This window comes from Luteolibacter algae, assembly GCF_042683045.1.
Lineage (GTDB): Bacteria > Verrucomicrobiota > Verrucomicrobiia > Verrucomicrobiales > Akkermansiaceae > Luteolibacter > Luteolibacter algae.
Genome location: NZ_JBHUIT010000017.1, coordinates 177,091 through 197,749 on the forward strand (window position 1 = coordinate 177,091; position 20,659 = coordinate 197,749).

The following is a 20,659-nucleotide window of genomic DNA, read 5'->3' on the forward strand; positions in this document are numbered from 1 at the left end:
CAGATACCTATGGCGCGTGAATATAAACTACAGCGGAAAAGACCCGTATCCGCATCCGGAATCGACTACGCAAAGGTATTAAATACAGAGCAGTTCAAGGCGGTGACCTCGCCACCAGGTAAATCACTGGTGATTGCAGGAGCGGGCTCGGGTAAAACGCGCACATTGACTTACCGGGTTTCGTGGCTCTTGGATGAGGGAGAACGGGCAAGAAATATACTACTGCTGACATTCACCAATAAGGCCGCAAAGGAAATGGTGGAGCGGGTGAGATCGCTTGTCCCCGGAGATGTCTCCGATCTATGGGCCGGGACGTTCCACTCCATCTGCAATCGTATTTTACGCAGGCATGCGGAGGAGATTGGATTCACAAAATCCTTCTCAATTCTGGACCGCGATGACCAGAAATCGCTTATGAGCGGAGTGCTCGCCACTTGCGATATCGATACGAAGCAACGCAGATTTCCAAAACCGGACGTATTGATCTCCATGTTTAGCCTAATGGCGAACACGAATGTTTCTTTGGAAGAGCTGATCCGGGTGCGCTATCCGTATTTTGGAGAGTGGAAAGAGATCCTGGAGACAGTCCGCAGTAAATACATAGCGAAAAAGCGGGCAACAAACTCATTGGATTTCGATGATATGCTCAGCTTGACGGTAGACCTTTTCCGCAATCATCCAGATGTCCTGGCTATCTATCAGAAACGCTTCCGCCATATCCTTGTCGATGAGTATCAGGATACAAATTCTGTGCAGAGCGATTTGATCGATCTGCTCTCCGGAGAATCCAATAGCCTCATGGCGGTGGGGGATGACTCTCAATCAATCTATTCATGGCGGGGAGCTGAGGTGGATCATATTCTAAATTTCCAGCAGCGATATGTGGATTCCACCGTGCATACGATTGAAACAAATTATCGCAGTGTGCCGGAGATTCTGGAGCTTTCCAACGCTGCAATTTCCATGAACAAAATGCGTTTTGAGAAGAATCTCAGATCGTCGCGTTCCGAAGTGGGAGCAAAGCCAGCTCTTGTGCCTTTGGAGGATCCCGCCACCCAGGCAAGCTTCGTTGCCCAGCGTATGCTGGAGCTGCGGGACGAAGGAATCGAGCTCTCTGAAATGGCGGTTCTGTATCGGGCACATTTCCAGAGCCTGGAAGTGCAGATGGAGCTCACACGCCGCGGAATCCCTTTCGGGATCACCAGCGGGCTAAGATTCTTCGAGCAAGCACATATCAAAGATGTGGCTGCGTTTCTACGCTTTGTGACAAATCGCAGAGACGAAGTCAGTTTCAAACGCATAGTTCAGATGTTTCCCGGCTGTGGTCCCGGAACTTCCGAAAAACTCTGGCAAAGATGGTTGCTCGCGCCGGAGGCCGGGCAGGACGAGCTTCCCAAGAAGTGGTCGGATATATTCCTCAAATATCCGGTCCCCAAAAAGGCCGCGAAACATTGGGAGCAGCTTTGCTACACTCTCGATGAGCTTACTCCCGGAGGAAGGTTCGCCACCCCTGCTGAAATGCTATTCAGTGTTTTGGAGGGGGTATATGACGATTACCTGAAGGAAAGTTTCGATAATTACGAAGCACGCAGAGGTGATATCGAGCAGTTGATCCAATACGGGAGCTCTTTTGAAGATGTCCTGGAGTTTTTGGCACAGCTTTCATTGATGAGCACCACGGACGGTGATCCAACAGGGGATAAATCCGAGCGCGATGACGATAAGGTCACGCTCTCATCCATCCATCAGGCCAAAGGCCTAGAATGGAAGGTAGTGTTCATTGTCTGGCTAGTCGATGGTCAATTTCCCAACGGACGAATTCTTGATTCCGATGACGAGGCGGCATTTGAAGAAGAGCGTAGACTCTTTTATGTCGCGTTGACCCGGGCAAAGGATGAGCTCTATCTGAGTTACCCGATGATGAATCCCAAAAGCTACACCGGAGATGTTCTCTGCCGGCCTTCCCGCTTTCTGGATGATTTTCCACAGGATCTGGTGGAAACATGGAGTGTGGGGAATGAGTGGACGGAGGATGATCCGTTTTGACGCGCAGCCTGCTGCATAAAAAAAAGGCGAACCAATTTCGGTTCGCCTTCGGGAAAGTTTATTAGGCCATTCCGCATCGGAGGATTTCCCGGATCAGCCACCGATCTCGGTTCTACCACAGAGCTGGGCACCTTCTTCCATGGAGAAAACCTTCGACTTGATGTCACCATTGATTTTGGACTTATCTTTTAGCTCACAGCGCTGGGATGTGATCTTGCCTTCGACATTCCCGTAAACCTTTACATCGCCTGCGGTGACATCGCCTTTGACTTGGGCATTTTCGCCGATGGTGACCTTGCCTTTGTCCGACATGATTTCGCCCTCGATTTTACCATCGATGATCATGTCGTTGGAGAAGCGGATTGAACCAATGATTTCGATACCGGTGGAGAGGACGTTTGTCGCATTTGCCATAACGCAATCAAACAAGCAGAATGATTGGCGGCTTGCAATGGTAAAGAATTCTGAAATTGGAACGATTTTTCAGATGCATGATTTTTCGTTTTCGAGTTAGAATCTAGGAAACGAAACCGTTTACCTACCATGCCACGAGTCATCATCACCGTCCCGGAACAAAATCCACAGCCTTACAGATTCCAACTGGACCGCATGGTGGTAAGTATAGGGCGAGGAAGTGATAATGATATCGTGGTGGATTCCGGATCCGTATCCAGCAGGCATGCCGAGATGCATCGAGTCGAGGGAGGCTATGAGTTGGCGGATGTGGGCTCGACCAATGGTATCAAATACAACGAATCTCGGCAGCAGATCGTATCCCTGCGCTCGGGCATGAGTGTGAAGCTCGGTGACGTATCCTTTGATTTTTCGCTTACTGAGGAAGAACTGGAAGTTCTCGCACGTGAAAGGCCGATCGATCAAACACCTGTTACCAAGGAGCCTGCGATTGAGACACCATTGCCGCCAGCAGCGGCGCCAAGGCAAAGAGCTGAGCCCCGCCGGCGCCCGGCATATACTCCTGTCAAGCAAAGCTCGGGAGGTGGCTTCGGATCAATCTTGGTTTTTCTTATTCTCGCGGCGGCGGCATTTTATGCCGGAATGGAGGTTCGCTATCGAAAGGATCCCAATACGGCGGATTCTCTATATCAGGCTATAATGGAGAAAATCGAAGCGGATAAGGCTGCTTCAAAGCCCGGGCAGGCAGTCGATACGGTGCCGGCTGAGGTTCCTCCCGCCGAGTGATCGTGATTTTCCAAATGAGCAAAATAAAAAGCCGGTCAATCATCTGACCGGCTTTTTTGTTAAGAATGAAGAATCGTCCCGAAAGGGAGGGGGATCAGACGTTGAAGCGGAATTCGATCACGTCACCATCTTTCACAACGTATTCCTTGCCTTCGATCCGGACCTTCCCGGCTTCCTTCGCTGCGGATTTAGTTCCGGCCGCGACCAAGTCATCGTAGTGAACGACTTCCGCGGCAATGAATCCCCGTTCGAAATCCGTGTGGATGACTCCTGCGGCGGCGGGAGCTTTGTCTCCTGCGGTAATGGTCCAAGCACGAGTTTCCTGAACTCCTGTGGTGAGATAGGTGCGAAGGCCGAGCAAATGGTAAACGCCACGGATCAGGCCGGAGACTCCGGAATCTTTGACTCCCATATCGGCAAGAAACTCCGCAGACTCTTCAGGAGAAAGATCGGAAAGCTCCTCTTCTATGCGAGCGGAGATGACAACGGCCTCAGCGCCGGAGTGCTCGGCCGCGAATTTTCTGACCAGTGCCACTTGTGGATGCGAGTCCGGATTTTCCGTTGCTCCGGCCAGCTCGTCCTCGGACACGTTGCAGGCGTAGATGGTGCGTTTGGAAGAGAGTAGAAAGAATCCCTTTACGATCTCCGCATCTTCCGAGGAGAAATCCAGGGTGAGGGCTGGCTTGCCGGCATCCAGATGCGGCATGATAATATCAATGAGTTCAACCTCCTTTTTGGACTCCTTGTCGCCACTTTTCGCTTTCTTCTCCCGCGAGCTGCGACGTTTTTCAAGGGCGGCCATGTCCGCAAGGATTAGCTCGGCATTGATGATCTCGATGTCCCGGATCGGGTTTACAGAACCGAGCTCATGAATGATATCGTCATTTTCAAAACACCGGACGACTTGCACGATGGCATCTGTTTCGCGGATGTTGGCGAGGAACTTATTTCCCAGGCCGGCTCCTTCCGATGCGCCTTCAACCAGGCCGGCAATATCGACAAACTCGATGGCAGTTGGGACCAGCTTGTTGGAACCGGAGATTTTAGAAAGGACCGCAAGACGATCATCGGGAACCATGACCATTCCCACATTCGGATCTATGGTGCAAAATGGATAGTTCGCAGCCTCCGCCTTGCGGGTGCGGGTGACTGCATTAAAAAGAGTTGATTTTCCGACGTTTGGTAAGCCTACGATTCCTGCTTTGAGCATAGCGCGCGCAGATTGCGCAGGGGAAAGGCCTTGGGCGAGAGAAATTTACACGATATTGAAAGCTTTCCTATAACATCGAAAATGGGCATGCTGGGGCCAGAGGGCAAACGATCGGAAAAAATCTTGGGAAAACGTGGTATTTCCCGGTTGACAGCCATCAGTCAGCTGCCTAGGTTTCGCGCCCCTTCGGGTAGGTGCATCGTCATACTTATCCTGTAAGGCTTCCCTATTATATTGAAATGAAGACATTTTCCGCCAAGCCACAAGAAGTTGACCGCAAATGGTATGTGATCGACGCCAAAGGCAAAGTCCTCGGCCAAGTTGCCGTGGAAGCCGCACGTTTGCTCCGTGGCAAACAAAAGCCTACGTTCACCACTCACGTTGATACCGGCGATTTCGTCGTAGTGATCAATGCGGATCAATGCGTCCTTAGTGGTAACAAGGAAACTGACAAGATCTACACTCGCTTCACCGGTTACGTCGGCGGCAAGAAGGTTGAAACTCCGCAGAAGCTTCGCGAGCGCCGTCCAGTGCTTCTCGTGGAACGCGCTGTTTGGGGTATGATCCCGAAAACACGTCTTGGCCGTGCTCAATTTGGTAAGCTCAAGGTTTACGCCGGCGAGACACATCCACATGAAGCCCAAGCTCCTACGGTTTACGAGGTTCGCTAATCCCATTAAAATTCTCTCATTATTATGCCAGCTACTGCCACACAAAGCTCCACAGGACGCCGCAAAACCGCTGTTGCCCGTGTTTGGGTAACCGAAGGTTCCGGAGAAATGACCATCAACGGTCTTTCCTTCGAGGATTATCTTCCAACTATCGACCTTCAGAATTCGGTGATTGCACCGTTCCAAGTTGTGAACATGGTCAATAAGTTCGACGTAAAAGTCATCGTTAAGGGCGGTGGCAAGCATGCTCAAGCGATTGCGATTCGTCACGCGATCTCCCGTTCTCTTACTCAGTTTGATCCCGAGAACCGCAAGCTTATCAAGCCAGCCGGCTTCCTCACACGTGACCCACGTATGAAAGAACGTAAGAAACCAGGTCAACCGGGCGCACGTGCTCGTTTCCAGTTCTCGAAACGTTAATCATAACAGTTTTTCAGTCTTCAGAGAGGCAGCATCGAAAGATGCTGCTTTTTTTTGTTCAGATTTAGCGCAACTAAACGTGAACGGATGGGTTATGTAGTTTTTATGAAAACAAACTATTTGATTCCAGGTGTAGCTCTCGCAATCGGATTGGGAATTGGTTTCGGCGTAGGTAAAAAGGGCGGTGCTTCCTCTGCTGAGTCGGTAGTCGACGGATTGGAAATGAGGACCCGCTCTTCAATGGACCGCGCGTCATCAGAGCGAAGCTCCAGCAGTGGCAGGGATAGCAAAGTCCGTAGTGTTGAAGAAATCTATCGAAAGCCCGGCCAGAGCAATAGAGTCCAGGCGCTTCTCGATTATTACGCGAATCTCAGCCCGGATGAATTTTCGCTGGAAGCGGAAAAACTTGATAATATGCCGTTCAACGAACGCATTTTGGCCTCGGTCTTACTGTTTGGAAAATGGGCGGAAGTCGATCCTACAGCCGCGATGGCTTTCACCGATACAATGGGTATGGCCGGAGCATTTGCGCGGCCAACGGTCTTGCAAGGGTGGGCCAGCACAGACCCTGTGAATGCCGCGAAATATTATACGGATAATCCCGGCCAGTTTGCGATGATGAACATGATGGGTGGAGGTAGAGGTGGACAGGATCCCGGCTCGATCATTGCCAGCGAGTGGGCAAAACAAGATCCTAAGGCGGCCATGGAGTGGGCTGCTGCCCTAGGGACGAAGAGCGGGGAGGCAATGACCTCGGTCGTTTCCGAGGTCGCGAAGACCGATCCCAAAAAAGCGGCGGAGATGGCAGGAGCCATGGATGAGAAATCCCGGGGCGATGCCTACGAGGCTATCGCAAAGCAATGGGGCACTCAGAATTTTTCTGAAGCTCTGGCTTGGGCAAATTCATTGCCAGAGGATCAGCGCGGCCTGGCCTTGGCCTCAGCCATTGAAGGCCTGGCACAATCGAGCCCAGAACTGGCAGCTCAGGAAATTGGAAAATTGAGCGATAAGGATGCTCAAAGAAACGCTATACCTACGGTTGCAAAAAATTACGCACGTCAGGATGTTCAGGGCTCGATGGATTGGTTGAAAAGCATTGATAACGAGCAAGCCGTCAGAGATACGATGCGGGAGGTGATGCCTATCTGGACAGCATCCGATAGCACTGCGGCACTTGCCTTTGTGAAGTCCCAAAGCTCCCCGGATCTGAAAGATAGTGCCGCGCAGTCCTACATATTCAGCAACAGCACAGCCAATCCGGCGGATCTTATCGAGGTGGCTTCACTCATCACTGATGAGCGTGATCAGAGCCGTGCGACAAGTGTCGTTGCGGCCCGCTGGATGCAAACGGACAAGGCGGCGGCGACTGACTTTATCAACAGCAATAGCTCAATATCCCCCGAGATGAAACAACGGTTGATCAGTGGTCAAAGCATGTGGGGTGGCGATAGGGGCCGGGGAAGAGGCCGCTAGTCTGATAATCCCAGACTTCCATTTAATCCGCAGGTTTTCCACTGCCCCTGATGATACGTTGCAGGGTCAGAGGAAAGGCTGCGGCTTTCTTTTTTTAGGATGCCTAGGCTTCAGCCTTCGGGAAGCGAAGCGTGATTTCGTGATGGTAGGTATCGCCCGGCTGAAGAATGGGTGAAGGAAAGTGTGAAATGTTCGGAGAATCCGGAAAATGCTGCGGCTCCAGACAAAACGCGCTGGTTGGATTTCCAAATGGAGAATCCAGGTAAAACTGAAGGCCGGGATGATTTGTGGAAAGTTCCAGCACTCTGCCCGACTTGGGATCTGTGGCTATCGCAGCCACACGAGATTCCTGGGCGCCGTCCAAGACGAAATTGTGGTCAAAGCTACAGGCGGATTTTGCAAGATTGTGCCCGATTGTTTGCGGATTTGTGAAATCGAAAGCTGTGCCGGCGACTTCGGCAATATCGCCGGAAGGCACGCAATTTTCGTTGAGAGGTAGATATTTTGAGGCCTTTACATTTAGCACGTGATCGAGGACGGACTCGGAGGGAGTGCCGGTAAGATTGAAATATGCATGATTTGTAAGGCTCACCGGCGTGGCTTTATCGGTAGTCGCAGTCGCTTTCCATTTGAGGAAATCCTCCCCAAGTGAATATTCCACCGTGACCTTCAAATTTCCCGGGAAGCCTTCTTCTCCATCGGGGGAAAGATAGGCGAAGCGGACACATTCGTCGGACACAAATTCTGTTTCCCACAAGGCTTTGTCGAAGCCGTTGATGCCCCCGTGAAGATGATTCGGGCTATCATTTGTTTCCAGTTTGTGGGTTACGCCATTCAAGGTGAAGGTCCCGTTGGCGATGCGATTAGCGAAGCGGCCGACGGTTACCCCGAAAAAGAACTCGTTATCCGCCCAATCCTCGGGGTTTTCAAAGCCCACGAGTATATTCTCAAATCTGCCATGCTGGTCGGCGGTCGAGAGGGTTCTCAAAGTTGCTCCAAAATCGGAGACGGTTGCGGTAATTCCTGATGGATGGCTGAGAAGATAGGTTTTCACGTAAGTTAAAGATCTAAATGTCGGGACGTGCCGGTGGTTGCTACGTGCGGGAACTTTTGAGAATTCGTGCGACGTCTGGCGAGTATGAATTTTTGGCGGATTTCTGCAATGACTACATACGATGCGCATGGAGAGAACGTAAATACAATCTCCTTGGTGCTTGCGGTGGACCGCGTCTTGGGAGAATGTGACGCCATGCAAGCGGTGACAGACAGATTAAGAAATTTTTTACAGTTTGTGGCGGTGAAGCTGATAGATGAGCCTGCAAAGGCACAGCTCAAAGTCGCGGAGCTTGGGCCTAAACGGCTTCGTTTTAAATTAGTTTTGGCCCGTGAGGATGTTGCGATGTTGATCGGCCGGAACGGATTTACCGCGTCTGCTATCCGTAGTGTGCTGAAAGCCGCAGCGGATAAAGAAGGAGTGCAGGTGACTCTCCAGATTCATTCCCATGAGGAAGAAGCGGAGATGCAGGCACGTGAGTCTTGATTTTCCAGCGGATGGTTCAAGGGGCGTCCCGGAATGCTTCTCCAGGTGTAGGTTCCAAAAGAGGTTGCAGGTCACTGGCTGTTTGCTTCAATGCATGTGCATTGCCTGAGCGCAGGCGCAAAAATTTTAAAGAAATAACACATGAATAGAAAACTCCGGATGGGAATGGTAGGCGGCGGACGCGGTGCATTTATCGGTGCCGTGCACAGGATGGCGGCGAACTTGGATGGAAAGATCGAGCTGGTTGCCGGCTGTTTTTCCTCTGATCCGGAGAAATCGAAACTCTCGGGTGAAGATCTTTTTCTATCTCCCGACCGTGTTTATGCAAATTTCGATGAAATGGCCGAAAAAGAGGCTGCACGTCCACTGGGGGATCGCATTGATTTCGTAAGTATCGTTGCGCGTAACGACCTTCATTACAAAGTGGCGAAAAAGTTCCTGGAGAACGGGATCCACGTCGTTTGCGAAAAGCCTCTCGCCCTTTCCAAAGCCCAAGGGGAAGACCTTCAGAATGTGGTTGAAAAATCCGGCCTGGTGTTTGCTTTGACTCATAATTATACGGGCTATCCGATGGTCAAAGAAGCCCGTGCTTTGGTAAAACAAGGCAAACTGGGTAAAATTCTGAAAATCGTTGCCGAGTATCCACAGGGTTACGGAATCGTCTCCTATGAGGAGGCTGCGGCAGGAGATGGCAAAATTTCCAATTGGCGGATGGATCCGAGTATCTCTGGAATTTCCAACTGCATCGGTGATATTGGAACACATGCTGAAAACCTCGCCCAATACATTTCCGGATTGAAACTGGAATCGGTGGCTGCGGATTTAAACACCTTCATCCCAGGTCGTGAGCTTGATGATGATGGCTCAATGTTGTGCCGCTATGAAGGTGGGGCACGGGGAGTTTTGTTCGCTTCGCAGATTTCCACCGGCGAAGAGAACGGACTTAATATCCGTATCTATGGGACCAAGGCCTCGATCGAGTGGCATCAAGAGCATCCGAATGAATTGATCGTGAAGTATGCCGAAAAGCCGAGGGAGATCTGGCGTCGGGGTAACTCGTATAATGGTGAGGCCGCCGCCAAATACACACGTTTGCCATTTGGTCACCCGGAAGCATTTATCGAAGCTTTCGCGAATATCTATCTCGCTGCTAGTGAGGCGATTTCCGACTCCATTGCCGGGAATTTCAAAGGAAACGAAGCTTACGATTTCCCGACGGTCAAAGATGGGGTGGAGGGTATGGCGTTCATTGAGGCGGCTGTGAAATCTTCACAAAACAACGGAGCCTGGACTAATCTGTAGGTTTTTGCCCCAAATCTTTTTGAGATTTGCCCCGAAAGGACTCGCCCCGTGCGATTTCTTCCGGGGCTTTTCGTTTGGTCAATCCGATGGGTAGGGACTACGGGCTGAAATGCTTAAGTATCGCGGAATGGATATCTTCCGCGTGTTCTACTTTTTCCGAAGAGCCAATGAAAACAGGCTTTTCCTCATCGGGGACGATGTCTCGTCCGTGAGAGCCTTTCACTAAAGTCGCATCAAGCGGAATGACATCCAGGAGACCACGGATTCCCAACTTCTTTTTAACCAGAAATTTCGCGATCTTTGCTTTTGGAAATTTTATCTCGGGATCGACGAAAAGCTCGCAAGGATCGTAGCCGGGCTTCCGATGGATATCGATCGTGCGGGCAAAATCAGGGGCAACCTGATCATCGATCCAATAGTAATAAGTGAACCAGGCATCAGGCTTGGCGATAGCTATAAAATCACCCGAGCGTGGATGATTCTGTAGACGGATTTCATCTATGCCGACGGTCTTTTCCAATAAGTCACGCACTTCCCGCGTGATGGCTTTGTCGTTGATGTAAATGTGAGCGATCTGATGATCGGCGATGGCAAAGGCTTTGCATCCCCCGCAGTCCAAGGTCTCTCTGCCAAGTTCGTTTTTGATCGAGAGCCATCCTTTTTGGCGGAAAAGGCGATTGAGGTGTATCGGCTGATGGACTGCCGAAATGCCATACTCGGACAGTAACATTACACGAATCCCACGTGACTCATAGTAGTCGATCAGATCAGTCACCACGTGATCGATTGCGCGCACTTGATCAGCTACAAGGGGTGAGTCCGGCCCATCCTTTTGGAGGCAATAATCGAGGTGGGGTAGGTAAGTGAGAGATAGCGTCGGCTGGTGTTTCTCCTCCACCCATTTTGCGGAAGAGGCGATCCATTCGGATGAGGCGATACCCGCGGCAGGACCCCAAAATGCGGGAAAAGGAAATGGTCCCAAATTAGCTTTCAACTCATCCCGCATCATCATGGGCTGGGTGTGGATATCGAAAAACTTCGAGCCATCCGCAGGATAAAGAGGGCGGGGAGTGATGGTATAATCCGCAGAGGAATACATGTTATACCACCAAAAGAGCTTCGCGCAGGTAAATTCCGGCATTGTCTCCCTAAGTTGACCGCGGAGAGTGTCCCAAATTTTCTCTCCCTGCACGATGTGGTTCGACTGTTTCCAAAAACGAACCTCCGCATTTTCCCGATCATACCATCCGTTGGCCACGATTCCGTGTTGTTCCGGTTTTGAGCCGGTAATGATTGATGATTGGCCAGTGGTAGTCAGGGCTGGAAATGCCGGAGTGTAACTCTGGACTCCGTGCTTTTCCGCGAAGCTCCGGATGCCGGGGCAGTTTTCGCCGATAAGAGATTTCGAGAGTCCGACAATATTTAGAACGGCGAGGCGCATGGATGAGAGAGAGACGTTTGGGAACTGTCAACGGTAGCTATCAACTCTACGATCGGCAAGGATAGCAAACTATCAGGTCTGTCCGGAAGTTGACTTTCCAGCCAGGGAGTGGGGATTCCTTATGATTCAGCAAGCAATTGATTTTTCCGGGAAATCCTGCGTTTCTTGGAAGATGTTCGAGAACGCGATGGATATGCTTGAGAAGGGTGCTGTGAGAAAGCGCCTGCTTGAGGGGGCGTTGAGCTGTCCGGAGTGCGGGGAACAAACCGCAGATTTCCCTGTCGAGTGGGATCGGGTGCTGGAATGTGAAGCTTGTGGAATCAAAGCTTCGCTATCGGAATGGGCCTCAAGGTCGGAAGAAAATGACTGTATCGGGGAGGTGGTTTCACTGCCGGAGAACAGCACTATTCAAAAGTCAGGTGATGGCTGGGGTGGATCGGTCTGGCATATTCCGCCTGCCGGAAAGTTTCTAGCCGTGCTGCTATTGGGAATCTTTTGGTGCTCGATCACTGGCTTTGCCAGCGTGATCACGATCACGAGTATGATCAGTGGCAATGAGGTGAGGGATGCCATGCCATGGTGGATGGCAATCATCTTTTTTGGTATCTTTTGGACGATTGGTCTGAGGATGCTTTATGAGGCTCTCAAATTGAAATTTTTGTCCCACACGATTGTCGTCAGTGGTGGAGTGCTTGCACTGCGAAGAGAGATGTTTGGCCGTAGCAATGAGAGAGCGCTCAATTGTTCTGAAATCAGGACCATTGAAAGAAGGGAGTTTTACAGGCAAAACAAACAACCGGTGTTTGGGATTGAGATCAAAGCCGACCGTGCAAAAATGAAATTTGGCGGGGGCTTGGACAAGGCGGAACAAGTCTGGTTGATCTCAGAGCTTCGAAGAGAGGTTTTCGCGTCACGGAAAACACCCGGGACAAGATCTGGAGGCCACGAAGGCGGCGCGGTGAAATCGGTTTTTTCGTATTCCATACCCGGCGCGAAAAAGGGTTCTTGGTTAGCGGGTCTGGTGATGTCGCTGATTGGCGGGCTGTTTATGTGTATCGGGATTTTTGGGATTTCTCAATCAGCGTGGCCTGAATGGAACCCCGATTTGGGTATTGAGAATCTTCTGGCGTATTTGCCCGCGCTGTTCAGTGATGGATTTGCGGCTATCTGGACCTTGGTTTCGTCGGTTTTCCTTCTGATTGGTTTGTCGGCATTGGTGGCAGCAATCAAAGGTCATGGTGTGGACCGCCGGATCGAAGGTAACCCAACAGATATTTCCATCCGCAGATACCAGCGTGGAAAAATTCTGGAGGATCAATCGTTTCCACGCAGAGAGGTAACAGACATCCGTAGCTCGGTAAGCGGCAAATCCAACGGGAAGGATATGAAACGCCTGGAGTTGATCGTGAATGACCGGGTGGTGAAGATTGCCCGGTGGATAGATGGTGGGGCCGCAGACAAGCTGGTCAGCGAGGTGCGGCAGGCTATGGGACTTTAAGCGAAGCGTTTAGAAAGTAACTTCGGAGCCAAGCTTCCCGACTGAGACGTTGTGCTTGGTTTCCGATAAAGCGCTCTGCAATGCGCTGGCGCTGTCCGGTTCCCCGTGTATCAGCCATGTCTGGGTCTTGTTACCGCGGATTCTATTGAAGTAATCCACCAATTCCGAATGGTCCGCATGGCCCGAGAACGAATCCACAATCTCAATGTGTGCCTTCACGTGAAAGGTATCACCGAGGATATTGACATCTTTCGCCCCATCGCGGATCCTCCGACCCAAGGTCCTTTCGGCACAGTAGCCAACAAATAGAATCGTATTTCTGGAGTCTTCGATATTGTTCCGAAGGTGATGAAGAATACGCCCTGCTTCGCACATCCCGGAAGCGGAAATAATAATCGAAACTCCCTCAAGCTCGTTCAGGGACTTGGAACCTTTGACGGATCTGATCAGGGTAAGGTCTTCAAACCCGAAGGGATTTTGCTTTTCAAACAGCGCTTCATAAACTTCTTCGTTAAATGAATCCGGATGTAAGCGGTAGATTTCCGTGGCACTGACCGCCAGGGGGCTGTCTACAAAAACGGGGATATGTGGCAGCTCGTTTGCGAGAAATAGCTCGTTGAGCACATAAAGCAGCTTCTGGGTGCGCTCTACCGCGAAGGCGGGAATAAGAATTTTTCCCCCTCGTTTCGCGGCTTCTTTGATGACCTCGGCAAAATGTTTGTCGAACCCGGGAGGAGCTTCGTGCTCGCGGCCGCCATAAGTGCTCTCCATAAGGACGAAATCGACATTATCCACAGCAACGGGATCGCGCAGAACCTCGCTATCACCACGGCCGACATCGCCGGAAAAGAGGAAGCGTTTCTTCATTCCATCAGCTTGATCTTTTATATCCAATACGATCTGTGCGGATCCGAGGATATGCCCTGCATCGACAAAAGTTAGTTCCACCCCATCGGCAATTGGAATTGGCCTGTCGTAGCTCATCGTCACGAATTGGCGGAGACAACGTTCCGCATCCTGTTCGTTGTAGAGCGGTTCGACTTTTTCCAGTCCCTTTCGCACCCGGTGCTTGTTGACCCAGCGAATATCGCTCTCCTGGATACGTGCAGAATCCCTTAGCATGATCTGGCAGAGATCACGGGTCGCGTGGGTTGAATAGATCGTCCCGGTGAAGCCTTTTTTCGCTAGGTTGGGAAGGTTACCACTGTGATCGATATGTGCGTGTGAAAGAATTACGATATCAACTCCAGCGGGATCGTAGTGTGGAAAACAGCAGTTGATCTCATAGGCATCTTTGCGGCTGCCCTGGTATAAGCCGCAGTCCAGGAGGATGCGTTTTCCATTGATCTCCAAAAGGTGCTGCGAGCCGGTGGTGGTGCCAGCGGCGCCACAGAATTTGAGTTTCATATCCTATCAGTCTCGTAGCAGAGAAATTTTGGCGCAAGGGAAAAGGATGAGGACTCGGCCGACAAGGCAGCGCTATTATCTGTCCAGAAAGTCCACCAGAGGGGTGATGAATTTTCCGTAGGATTCGATATGGGGGAGATGCCCGATTCCCTCAAGCTCTACGAGCGTCGAATTCGGAATTGCCTCTGCAGCCTTTTTCCCCAGCTCCGGGTAAAGACCCATCTTTGCGGATATTTCCTCCGGAACAGATGCCTTTCCTAAAGCTGTGCGGTCACGTTGCCCGATGATTAGTAGAGTTGGCACTTTCACCAGGGGAAACTCATAGACAACCGGTTGGGTGAAAATCATGTCATAGGTGAGAGCCTGATTCCAAGCTACGCGGGGATAGTCTTCGCTGCTCGCGATGCCTGCGAGAATTTCCACCCATGGGTCGTATTCGGGCTTCCATTGGCCATCGTAGTAGCTTTCCTGCTGATACTTACGGATTGAGTCAGCATCCGTCTGGAGCTCCTTCTCATACCATTGATCGATACCGGGATAGGGCACCATTGTTTTCCAATCTTCCAGGCCTATCGGATTTTCCAAAATCAGGGAGCGCGTTTCCGAAGGAAACATCAGCGCGTAACGGGTAGCGATCATACCGCCCATCGAATGCCCCAACACGTGGGGCTTTTCCGCACCGAGCTCATCGAGGAGTTGCTTGGTATGACTCGCAAGAGAATGAAATGTGTAGTGGTAGTTTTCAGGTTTGGAGGATTTCCCGAAGCCGATTTGATCTGGAATAATCACCCGATAGCCGCGCTCCGCCAGATCTTTCGCCGTCCGCTCCCAATAGGCTCCGCAGAAATTCTTTCCGTGGAGAAGAAGGACGACCTCCCCGTTCGCCTTCGCCGGCCTGACATCCATATATGCCATCTCGAGCGATTGCTTTTGCGCGGTGAAGTTGAAAAACTCAACGGGAAACGGATACTCGTAGTGTTCCAGCCTGATTCCCAACGGTTTACTCTCCTCGGCATGGATGGGAATTGCGGTTCCGAAAAGCCCGAGAACAAAAACTGTGAAGATTCTGAAAATCATCCCGCAAGCTAGAACGGATTCCGCGCCTCTCAAGCGATATTGGCGTATCTAGAATGTTTTTCCAAACACAAGGGAGTCACGGCCGGAAGCGATGAACTGTGCACGGCGTTTTTCCGGCAGTGCATCGAGATCCATTTGCTGGTAGCCAGCTCGTTTGAAGAATTCCGCAGCGCGATTGGTTAGAGCGAATACCCGCGGAATTTGCTTTGCCAGAGCCAGATGTTCGGCGTGTTCGACGAGCTCGTAGCCATAGCCCCGGCCTTCATGGGCCTGCTTGACATACAAGCACGCCACCTCTGCGCAGTTCTCTCCAATGTATTCGTGCAAAGCCACGCAACCCACCACGTTATCATCTATCGTCATCACGTGATAATCGGAGATTTTTTCATAGATGTCCTCGTAGGTTCGCGCGACAAGTTTGGTGCGACGCACCACGCGGCCGATCATTCCCAGCAGTTCCGGAATGTCATCTTCCCGAAGCTCGCGGATGATTCTATAACTATCGGCGTGGACCATCGTTCCAACGCCTTCGTTGGAAAATAGCTCATCTACGAGGACTCCCTGCTGTCTACCATTCAGGACGTGGACCCGTGGCACTCCACGATGGCAGGCCTCTGCAGCAGACAGGAGTAGTTCTTTGCCCTGGACGTCCTCATTCGCAAGTGTTTCGGGGACGTCCGCAGCACGGATAGCGTGGGCGGGCTGACCATTTACCAGGATACTTTCTTCCAACAGTGCGATAACTTTGGTCACGCCGATCAGCTTCGCGAAATCCACGACTTCGCGATCGAGCGGGCCGAATCCGGATGCATCAATGATCGCAGATTGCCCGCGTTGTAAAATCTCTCTGACTTCCTTCGCCGCCAGGTCGTCGCCTATCGGCCTGGTCACCCGCGCGGCCATAATTTCACATTCCAAGGTCCAATCGTAGAGATCTTTGAGATCTCCTCCAAGCACGCCTAGCACCAATTTGACTCCAAGATCTTCCAGAACAGCCAGGTCCAAAAGGGTCTCCGCGACCGCTGGTTCCGGCAGCAAACCTGCTTCGATCAATACACAAAAAATCTTCCCCCTGAATTGGGGGATGTATTGGAGGACGGCTCTCAAGTCACTTTTTTCGACCACGGCAATGAGGCTAAACTCCGGCATTCAAATTACAAACTTCAATCGCGATCCTGAATGCTTTTCCTTCGCCGTAAACATCGCAAATAAACGAGCCTCACGAATATTCATGAGGCTCGTTGCAACGGAAAGTTGGTGAAGGACAGATGGTTTGTTTTATAACCTCGATAGCCGATAGCCGCTCTTTTCCATCTCGTTCCGAGACCGTGAGTTTTAAAATACCACCGGAAGAATCTGCAGTGACTTTGGTATGTGTCTCATCATGGGAATCGACTTTCCAATTGGTGAAATTATCGGCACTTCCTCCGCTTTCCCGGAAAGACGATGAAAACTGTGTAATGAAACTATTCGTGAAGTCTGCTCTTTCAGCATCATTCTTGAAGGTAACGTATCGTTGACCCACAGGAACCCCAAGCGAGGTAAAAGTTTCCCAGTCAATATCATCCGCGACCGAAGTATTGCCTCTTGCCAGGGATTCAAAGGTTTGCTTCGCGAATGTGACATCCCCGTCTGCATCCGCTTGTTTGCAATTTGAAAATAGAAACGGGATAACCAGGGCGAGGAGTAATGATAGATTTTTCATGAAATGTATGGAGGCAATTGGTTGGTGTTGGAAACATTTTCGTCATCGTCCGAATGGTCTTTGCGGGTGCGGCAGCCAACGCTGCAATCACTCTTGCAAAGGTAGTAGATGCCAGCACCTACTGCTCCCAGTAAGAGTAAACCTCCCAGCAGACCTGCCGAGGACTGGCCGGGATGTTGGCGGACATATCTCAATTGGGAAGCTGCATAGGCTCCCCCCGCATGAAGTCGGTCCCGCGCTTGATCGGCCAAATCTCTGGCGCTATCGGAGATGGTATGTTTTCCGGTATGGTGTAGGAGGCTTGATACATCGCCTTTGAGCTGCGAGATGTCGTGCCCGATACGGGATAATAAATCTTTTGCTTTGTGATCGTGAGATAATGAGTGGTTCATAATAATAAATTTTTGAAGTTGAATTAGACTTATGGAGTTTTGCCGCGAACTGCACGTGCAATTGCAGAAACTACCAATAAAACGAGGAATACAAAGAATAGAATTTGTGCAATCCCGGAAGCAGCTCCTGCGATTCCACCGAAGCCAAGAACGCCCGCGACAATGGCGAGAATGAGGAAAATAAGGGCCCAGCTTAACATGGTTTTGGTTCTTTCTTTGGTTATGTTTTTATTGAAGTTCCCCGGAGGTTGTTCCGGAGAGTTACCAATTTCTCATTTGCACATGGAGTGCCAAAGCACCGATCTCTCCAAATCTCATGTGCTGTCTCGGTTTTCCTCTCTGGCCGATCCGATGGATCATTGTCAGAAATTGCAATTCGCTTCACCTGCTGATTTTTCAGTGCGATTTGCACGATCGAAAAACTCTTTTTGATCAATTGGTGCGCAGGTAATGAGAAGATTGGAGTGTTAGCTGGTGGCGAAATGCGCGTATTATATCGATATGCGATATTTTAAGTCAGCCTTGGTATCATCAGTTATGGCGGTGAGTTGTGCTGGGTCCGTGCAGGGGCAGGTGGATTTCTGGGACTTACCTCCGATCAATTATTCCGATACGGCGCCAAGCGACCGATTGGCCCGGCTTTCAGCCAACCTTCCGGATTCTTTGCTCCAGCAAAGCAGCACCTTGGAATTACTGAAGCTGCTTTTAGAGGAGTTGGAAATTCCGGTGGAATCCCAGGTTCTGGTATTTTCCAAAACCAGCTTGCAGAACGGCCTGATTCATCCAAGGAATCCCCGGAGTCTGTATTTCTCGGAAAATGCTTACGTGGGATATGTTCCAGGCGGCGATATAGAAGTCATCGTGGAGGATGCGGTGCTGGGGCCGGTGTATTACTTGGTCCGTAGTAATACCAAGGGCCTGGTTATTGAGCGGGATACAAGCAATTGCCTTTCCTGTCATGGAACAGGGAGAACGGAAGGGGTGCCGGGTATGCTGATACGCTCGGTATTCCCTGATTCCGATGGGCACCCTCTATTGCATCTGGGAACTGAAGATACAACCCACGAGTCTCCCATTGAAGAGCGTTGGGGCGGATGGTATGTAACCGGGAATAGCAGCTTACCCCATTTGGGAAACCGGGTTTATACCTCCGAGGGGAGCACCAAGCCCGAGATGCAGGAGCTAGATGATCTCCGATCTGTGATTGATGTGTCGAAGTATCCTCGGCCAACCAGTGACATCGTTGCGCTCATGGTATTGGAGCATCAGTGTAGGATGCATACTCTGCTGAATGCCGCGTCCATGAACTACCGGAGGACGCATTACTTCTCCCAGTCGCTTGACCCTACCGCGGATCCCAACGAAGGCCCTGCGGGAAGAGTCGCTGAAAGCTGGGCGGAGAAGATTGTCGAGTGTATGTTTTTCAAGAACGAAGCGGACCTGGAGGATGGGGCGGAGGGCGATCCGGCATTTCAGAGAGCATTTGTTTCCCGTTTTCCCAAAACATCCGATGGAGAGACTCTTGCGGAATTCCGCTTATACGGGCGCATATTCAAAAACCGTTGTTCCTATATGGTTTATTCTGATGCCTTCCGGGGTCTACCTCTGGCAGTGAAAGCGCTGGTATTGGGAAAAATGAAAAAAATAGTGGCGAACGATGATCCGGATTTTGATTGGATCAGTGGATCCGAGCTGCGGAGAATTGACAGTATACTCAGTGAAACATTGCCTGAGTGGAATAGATAAAAACAAGATGCCAATTTCGAATGATGAGTTATTGTCGCCAATATGGCTGCGGTGACGGTATCACAAATGCGGAAAATCGAATCGGCTGCGATGGCCCGCGGACTTTCAGAAGCAGAATTAATGACAATGGCCGGCGAAGCTCTGGGTCATGCAATTGCGAATCGGTTTCCACATATATCTTGTGCGATCGCATATATAGGAAAGGGGCATAATGCCGGAGATGCGTTGATCGCTCTTCGTGTGTTAGCGGAAGAATTTGGATGGCAGATCGGGGTTAGAGCTGCATATCCGCAGGATCAATGGGCCACCCTCATGCAGAGCCAACGGGAGGGGCTTGGATTGGATGTTCCTTTAGAAAAGCCTTTGAAAATTCAGCTGGGCTCAGGGATTGTTTTGATCGATGGGCTGCTCGGTATTGGTGCCAGAGGTGCTTTGAAAGAGCCTCTGGTGGAAATGGCCCGCGAGATGCGGACGCTTCGCGAGCGCTGTGGCGTAGTCGTGGTTTCGGTGGATTTACCCTCTGGTGTCGATCCTGACAGTGGAGAAGTCCATGCTGATTCTGTCACGGCGGACATGACGTTTATGATTGGATGCGCCAAGCGCGGATTGCTGGCTTCCACCGCGGTCAATGCAGTCGGAGCGCTTGCACTGGTGGAAGTGGAAGGGCTCTCGGCGGATGAAGAATGCGATCTCGATATAATTTGTCCACAGATAATGCATTTCGGGAAGCACCCGCGGGAGTTTGATTTCCATAAGGGCAAAGCCGGGCGGGTCGCCATCGTTGCTGGGTCGGCCGAGTTTTCCGGAGCAGCACTGATAACTGCCTTGGGAGCGATCCGCGGAGGCGGCGGGTTAGTCACCATCTATGCCCGGGAAGCCGCGTGTGCGGCCCTTCGCAGCCGGCTCCCACTGGAAGTGATGTTAAAATCGTGCGATGATCCCCGCTTGTTACTTTTGGAAAAAATGGATGCCATCGTGCTCGGCCCGGGGTTGGGGGAGATGACTTCCGAATATGAGGATGGAATTCTCACACTCGTCCGTGAGACCCCGGTTCCTCTACTGATTGATGCGGATGGGTTGAATTTGCTTTCGCGCAAAAATGTCAAGCTGGATGCCCGGCATGTGCTCACGCCGCACCCGGGAGAATTCAAACGTTTGGCACCGGAGCTCGAAGGTTTGTCGCGGGAAGAAGCCGCGCACAAGTTCACTGCTGAAAACGAAGCAATTTTATTGCTAAAGGGAGGGCGGACGATTGTTGCTCAAAATGGATCGACCATGCGGGTGAATTCCACTGGCACTCCTGGAATGTCGAATGGTGGGCAGGGCGATTTGCTGGCAGGTGTCACAGGGGCGTTCCTGGCTGGCGGGATAACTGGTTTTGATGCCGCATCCCTCGGAGCGTGGGTATGCGGATACGCTGCGGAGCTTGCGGTAAATGAGAATGGCGAGATTTCCACAGCCACGCAAACGGCTGAAAAGATCGGGGCTGCATTAGCCGCGTGGCGGCGGAAGTTGAGATGATTTTTTTTGA

The 20,659-nt window shown here is 51.1% G+C and carries 20 protein-coding genes; 10 read left to right on the forward strand and 10 right to left on the reverse strand.

Annotated features, from left to right (window positions below; translation table 11 throughout):
• Positions 1–9 precede the first annotated feature (9 nt).
• Entirely contained in the window at positions 10–2,046 is a 2,037-nt protein-coding gene (locus ACFSSA_RS09985) for an ATP-dependent helicase (protein WP_386820301.1), read from the forward strand.
• Positions 2,047–2,139: 93 nt separating this feature from the next.
• Here the strand turns inward: ACFSSA_RS09985 and ACFSSA_RS09990 are convergent, their stop codons facing one another.
• Entirely contained in the window at positions 2,140–2,460 is a 321-nt protein-coding gene (locus ACFSSA_RS09990; protein ID WP_386820302.1) for a bactofilin family protein, read from the reverse strand.
• Positions 2,461–2,589: 129 nt separating this feature from the next.
• Here ACFSSA_RS09990 and ACFSSA_RS09995 point away from each other — a divergent pair, with 129 nt between their 5' ends.
• Positions 2,590–3,246, forward strand: coding sequence for an FHA domain-containing protein (locus ACFSSA_RS09995; RefSeq protein ID WP_386820303.1), 657 nt, complete (start codon positions 2,590–2,592; stop codon positions 3,244–3,246).
• Between the two features lie 94 nt (positions 3,247–3,340).
• On the opposite strand, the gene ychF is transcribed toward ACFSSA_RS09995, so the two are convergent.
• Entirely contained in the window at positions 3,341–4,456 is a 1,116-nt protein-coding gene (gene ychF, locus ACFSSA_RS10000; RefSeq protein WP_386820304.1) for a redox-regulated ATPase YchF, read from the reverse strand.
• 239 nt (positions 4,457–4,695) lie between these two features.
• Here ychF and rplM point away from each other — a divergent pair, with 239 nt between their 5' ends.
• From rplM to ACFSSA_RS10015, 3 genes are all read left to right on the forward strand, one after another.
• Complete coding sequence (gene rplM, locus ACFSSA_RS10005) at positions 4,696–5,127, forward strand: 50S ribosomal protein L13 (RefSeq protein ID WP_386820305.1); 432 nt, start codon at positions 4,696–4,698, stop codon at positions 5,125–5,127.
• A 24-nt stretch (positions 5,128–5,151) separates the two neighbouring features.
• Positions 5,152–5,547 (forward strand): 30S ribosomal protein S9, encoded by a 396-nt coding sequence (gene rpsI / locus ACFSSA_RS10010; protein ID WP_386820306.1) that lies wholly within the window; start codon positions 5,152–5,154, stop codon positions 5,545–5,547.
• Positions 5,548–5,652: 105 nt separating this feature from the next.
• A complete protein-coding gene (locus tag ACFSSA_RS10015) occupies positions 5,653–7,020 on the forward strand; it encodes a hypothetical protein (RefSeq protein WP_386820307.1) in 1,368 nt (455 codons plus the stop codon).
• 103 nt (positions 7,021–7,123) lie between these two features.
• Here ACFSSA_RS10015 and ACFSSA_RS10020 read toward each other — a convergent pair whose 3' ends face one another.
• A complete protein-coding gene (locus ACFSSA_RS10020) occupies positions 7,124–8,074 on the reverse strand; it encodes an aldose epimerase family protein (protein ID WP_386820308.1) in 951 nt (316 codons plus the stop codon).
• A gap of 108 nt (positions 8,075–8,182) precedes the next feature.
• Between ACFSSA_RS10020 and ACFSSA_RS10025 the strand changes: the two genes are divergently transcribed.
• Positions 8,183–8,560, forward strand: a complete 378-nt coding sequence (locus ACFSSA_RS10025; RefSeq protein WP_386820309.1) for a KH domain-containing protein — start codon at positions 8,183–8,185, stop codon at positions 8,558–8,560.
• A gap of 141 nt (positions 8,561–8,701) precedes the next feature.
• Positions 8,702–9,862: a Gfo/Idh/MocA family protein gene (locus ACFSSA_RS10030; protein ID WP_386820310.1), complete on the forward strand. Its 1,161-nt coding sequence runs from the start codon at positions 8,702–8,704 to the stop codon at positions 9,860–9,862.
• Positions 9,863–9,959: 97 nt separating this feature from the next.
• Here the strand turns inward: ACFSSA_RS10030 and ACFSSA_RS10035 are convergent, their stop codons facing one another.
• Positions 9,960–11,303: a nucleotide pyrophosphatase/phosphodiesterase family protein gene (locus ACFSSA_RS10035; protein ID WP_386820311.1), complete on the reverse strand. Its 1,344-nt coding sequence runs from the start codon at positions 11,301–11,303 to the stop codon at positions 9,960–9,962.
• A gap of 121 nt (positions 11,304–11,424) precedes the next feature.
• Here ACFSSA_RS10035 and ACFSSA_RS10040 point away from each other — a divergent pair, with 121 nt between their 5' ends.
• Positions 11,425–12,801 (forward strand): hypothetical protein, encoded by a 1,377-nt coding sequence (locus ACFSSA_RS10040; protein WP_386820312.1) that lies wholly within the window; start codon positions 11,425–11,427, stop codon positions 12,799–12,801.
• A gap of 9 nt (positions 12,802–12,810) precedes the next feature.
• On the opposite strand, the gene ACFSSA_RS10045 is transcribed toward ACFSSA_RS10040, so the two are convergent.
• The 6 genes from ACFSSA_RS10045 to ACFSSA_RS10070 form a co-directional block, all read right to left on the reverse strand.
• On the reverse strand, positions 12,811–14,208 hold the full coding sequence (locus tag ACFSSA_RS10045) for an MBL fold metallo-hydrolase RNA specificity domain-containing protein (protein WP_386820313.1): 1,398 nt from the start codon (positions 14,206–14,208) through the stop codon (positions 12,811–12,813).
• Between the two features lie 75 nt (positions 14,209–14,283).
• Complete coding sequence (locus ACFSSA_RS10050) at positions 14,284–15,285, reverse strand: alpha/beta fold hydrolase (RefSeq protein WP_386820314.1); 1,002 nt, start codon at positions 15,283–15,285, stop codon at positions 14,284–14,286.
• Positions 15,286–15,333: 48 nt separating this feature from the next.
• The gene (locus ACFSSA_RS10055) at positions 15,334–16,434 is read right to left on the reverse strand and encodes a GNAT family N-acetyltransferase (protein WP_386820315.1); all 1,101 of its coding nucleotides are present in this window, start codon (positions 16,432–16,434) and stop codon (positions 15,334–15,336) included.
• A 70-nt stretch (positions 16,435–16,504) separates the two neighbouring features.
• The gene (locus ACFSSA_RS10060; protein ID WP_386820316.1) at positions 16,505–16,990 is read right to left on the reverse strand and encodes a hypothetical protein; all 486 of its coding nucleotides are present in this window, start codon (positions 16,988–16,990) and stop codon (positions 16,505–16,507) included.
• A complete protein-coding gene (locus ACFSSA_RS10065) occupies positions 16,987–17,382 on the reverse strand; it encodes a hypothetical protein (RefSeq protein WP_386820317.1) in 396 nt (131 codons plus the stop codon). The genes ACFSSA_RS10060 and ACFSSA_RS10065 overlap by 4 nt, the downstream gene beginning before the upstream one ends.
• A gap of 29 nt (positions 17,383–17,411) precedes the next feature.
• The gene (locus tag ACFSSA_RS10070) at positions 17,412–17,582 is read right to left on the reverse strand and encodes a DUF1328 domain-containing protein (RefSeq protein ID WP_386820318.1); all 171 of its coding nucleotides are present in this window, start codon (positions 17,580–17,582) and stop codon (positions 17,412–17,414) included.
• A gap of 322 nt (positions 17,583–17,904) precedes the next feature.
• Between ACFSSA_RS10070 and ACFSSA_RS10075 the strand changes: the two genes are divergently transcribed.
• Together ACFSSA_RS10075 and ACFSSA_RS10080 are read left to right on the forward strand one after the other, a co-directional pair.
• Positions 17,905–19,128, forward strand: a complete 1,224-nt coding sequence (locus ACFSSA_RS10075) for a hypothetical protein (RefSeq protein WP_386820319.1) — start codon at positions 17,905–17,907, stop codon at positions 19,126–19,128.
• Positions 19,129–19,170: 42 nt separating this feature from the next.
• A complete protein-coding gene (locus tag ACFSSA_RS10080; RefSeq protein WP_386820320.1) occupies positions 19,171–20,649 on the forward strand; it encodes an NAD(P)H-hydrate dehydratase in 1,479 nt (492 codons plus the stop codon).
• The last annotated feature ends 10 nt before the right edge of the window (positions 20,650–20,659 follow it).

Bases quoted from the DNA above. Each gene is read 5' to 3' on its own strand.
- ACFSSA_RS09985 (WP_386820301.1), top strand. From the start codon at position 10: ATGGCGCGTGAATATAAACTACAGCGGAAAAGACCCGTATCCGCATCC.
- ACFSSA_RS09990 (WP_386820302.1), bottom strand. From the start codon at position 2,460: ATGGCAAATGCGACAAACGTCCTCTCCACCGGTATCGAAATCATTGGT.
- ACFSSA_RS09995 (WP_386820303.1), top strand. From the start codon at position 2,590: ATGCCACGAGTCATCATCACCGTCCCGGAACAAAATCCACAGCCTTAC.
- ychF (WP_386820304.1), bottom strand. From the start codon at position 4,456: ATGCTCAAAGCAGGAATCGTAGGCTTACCAAACGTCGGAAAATCAACT.
- rplM (WP_386820305.1), top strand. From the start codon at position 4,696: ATGAAGACATTTTCCGCCAAGCCACAAGAAGTTGACCGCAAATGGTAT.
- rpsI (WP_386820306.1), top strand. From the start codon at position 5,152: ATGCCAGCTACTGCCACACAAAGCTCCACAGGACGCCGCAAAACCGCT.
- ACFSSA_RS10015 (WP_386820307.1), top strand. From the start codon at position 5,653: ATGAAAACAAACTATTTGATTCCAGGTGTAGCTCTCGCAATCGGATTG.
- ACFSSA_RS10025 (WP_386820309.1), top strand. From the start codon at position 8,183: ATGACTACATACGATGCGCATGGAGAGAACGTAAATACAATCTCCTTG.
- ACFSSA_RS10030 (WP_386820310.1), top strand. From the start codon at position 8,702: ATGAATAGAAAACTCCGGATGGGAATGGTAGGCGGCGGACGCGGTGCA.
- ACFSSA_RS10035 (WP_386820311.1), bottom strand. From the start codon at position 11,303: ATGCGCCTCGCCGTTCTAAATATTGTCGGACTCTCGAAATCTCTTATC.
- ACFSSA_RS10040 (WP_386820312.1), top strand. From the start codon at position 11,425: ATGATTCAGCAAGCAATTGATTTTTCCGGGAAATCCTGCGTTTCTTGG.
- ACFSSA_RS10045 (WP_386820313.1), bottom strand. From the start codon at position 14,208: ATGAAACTCAAATTCTGTGGCGCCGCTGGCACCACCACCGGCTCGCAG.
- ACFSSA_RS10050 (WP_386820314.1), bottom strand. From the start codon at position 15,285: ATGATTTTCAGAATCTTCACAGTTTTTGTTCTCGGGCTTTTCGGAACC.
- ACFSSA_RS10055 (WP_386820315.1), bottom strand. From the start codon at position 16,434: ATGCCGGAGTTTAGCCTCATTGCCGTGGTCGAAAAAAGTGACTTGAGA.
- ACFSSA_RS10060 (WP_386820316.1), bottom strand. From the start codon at position 16,990: ATGAAAAATCTATCATTACTCCTCGCCCTGGTTATCCCGTTTCTATTT.
- ACFSSA_RS10065 (WP_386820317.1), bottom strand. From the start codon at position 17,382: ATGAACCACTCATTATCTCACGATCACAAAGCAAAAGATTTATTATCC.
- ACFSSA_RS10070 (WP_386820318.1), bottom strand. From the start codon at position 17,582: ATGTTAAGCTGGGCCCTTATTTTCCTCATTCTCGCCATTGTCGCGGGC.
- ACFSSA_RS10080 (WP_386820320.1), top strand. From the start codon at position 19,171: ATGGCTGCGGTGACGGTATCACAAATGCGGAAAATCGAATCGGCTGCG.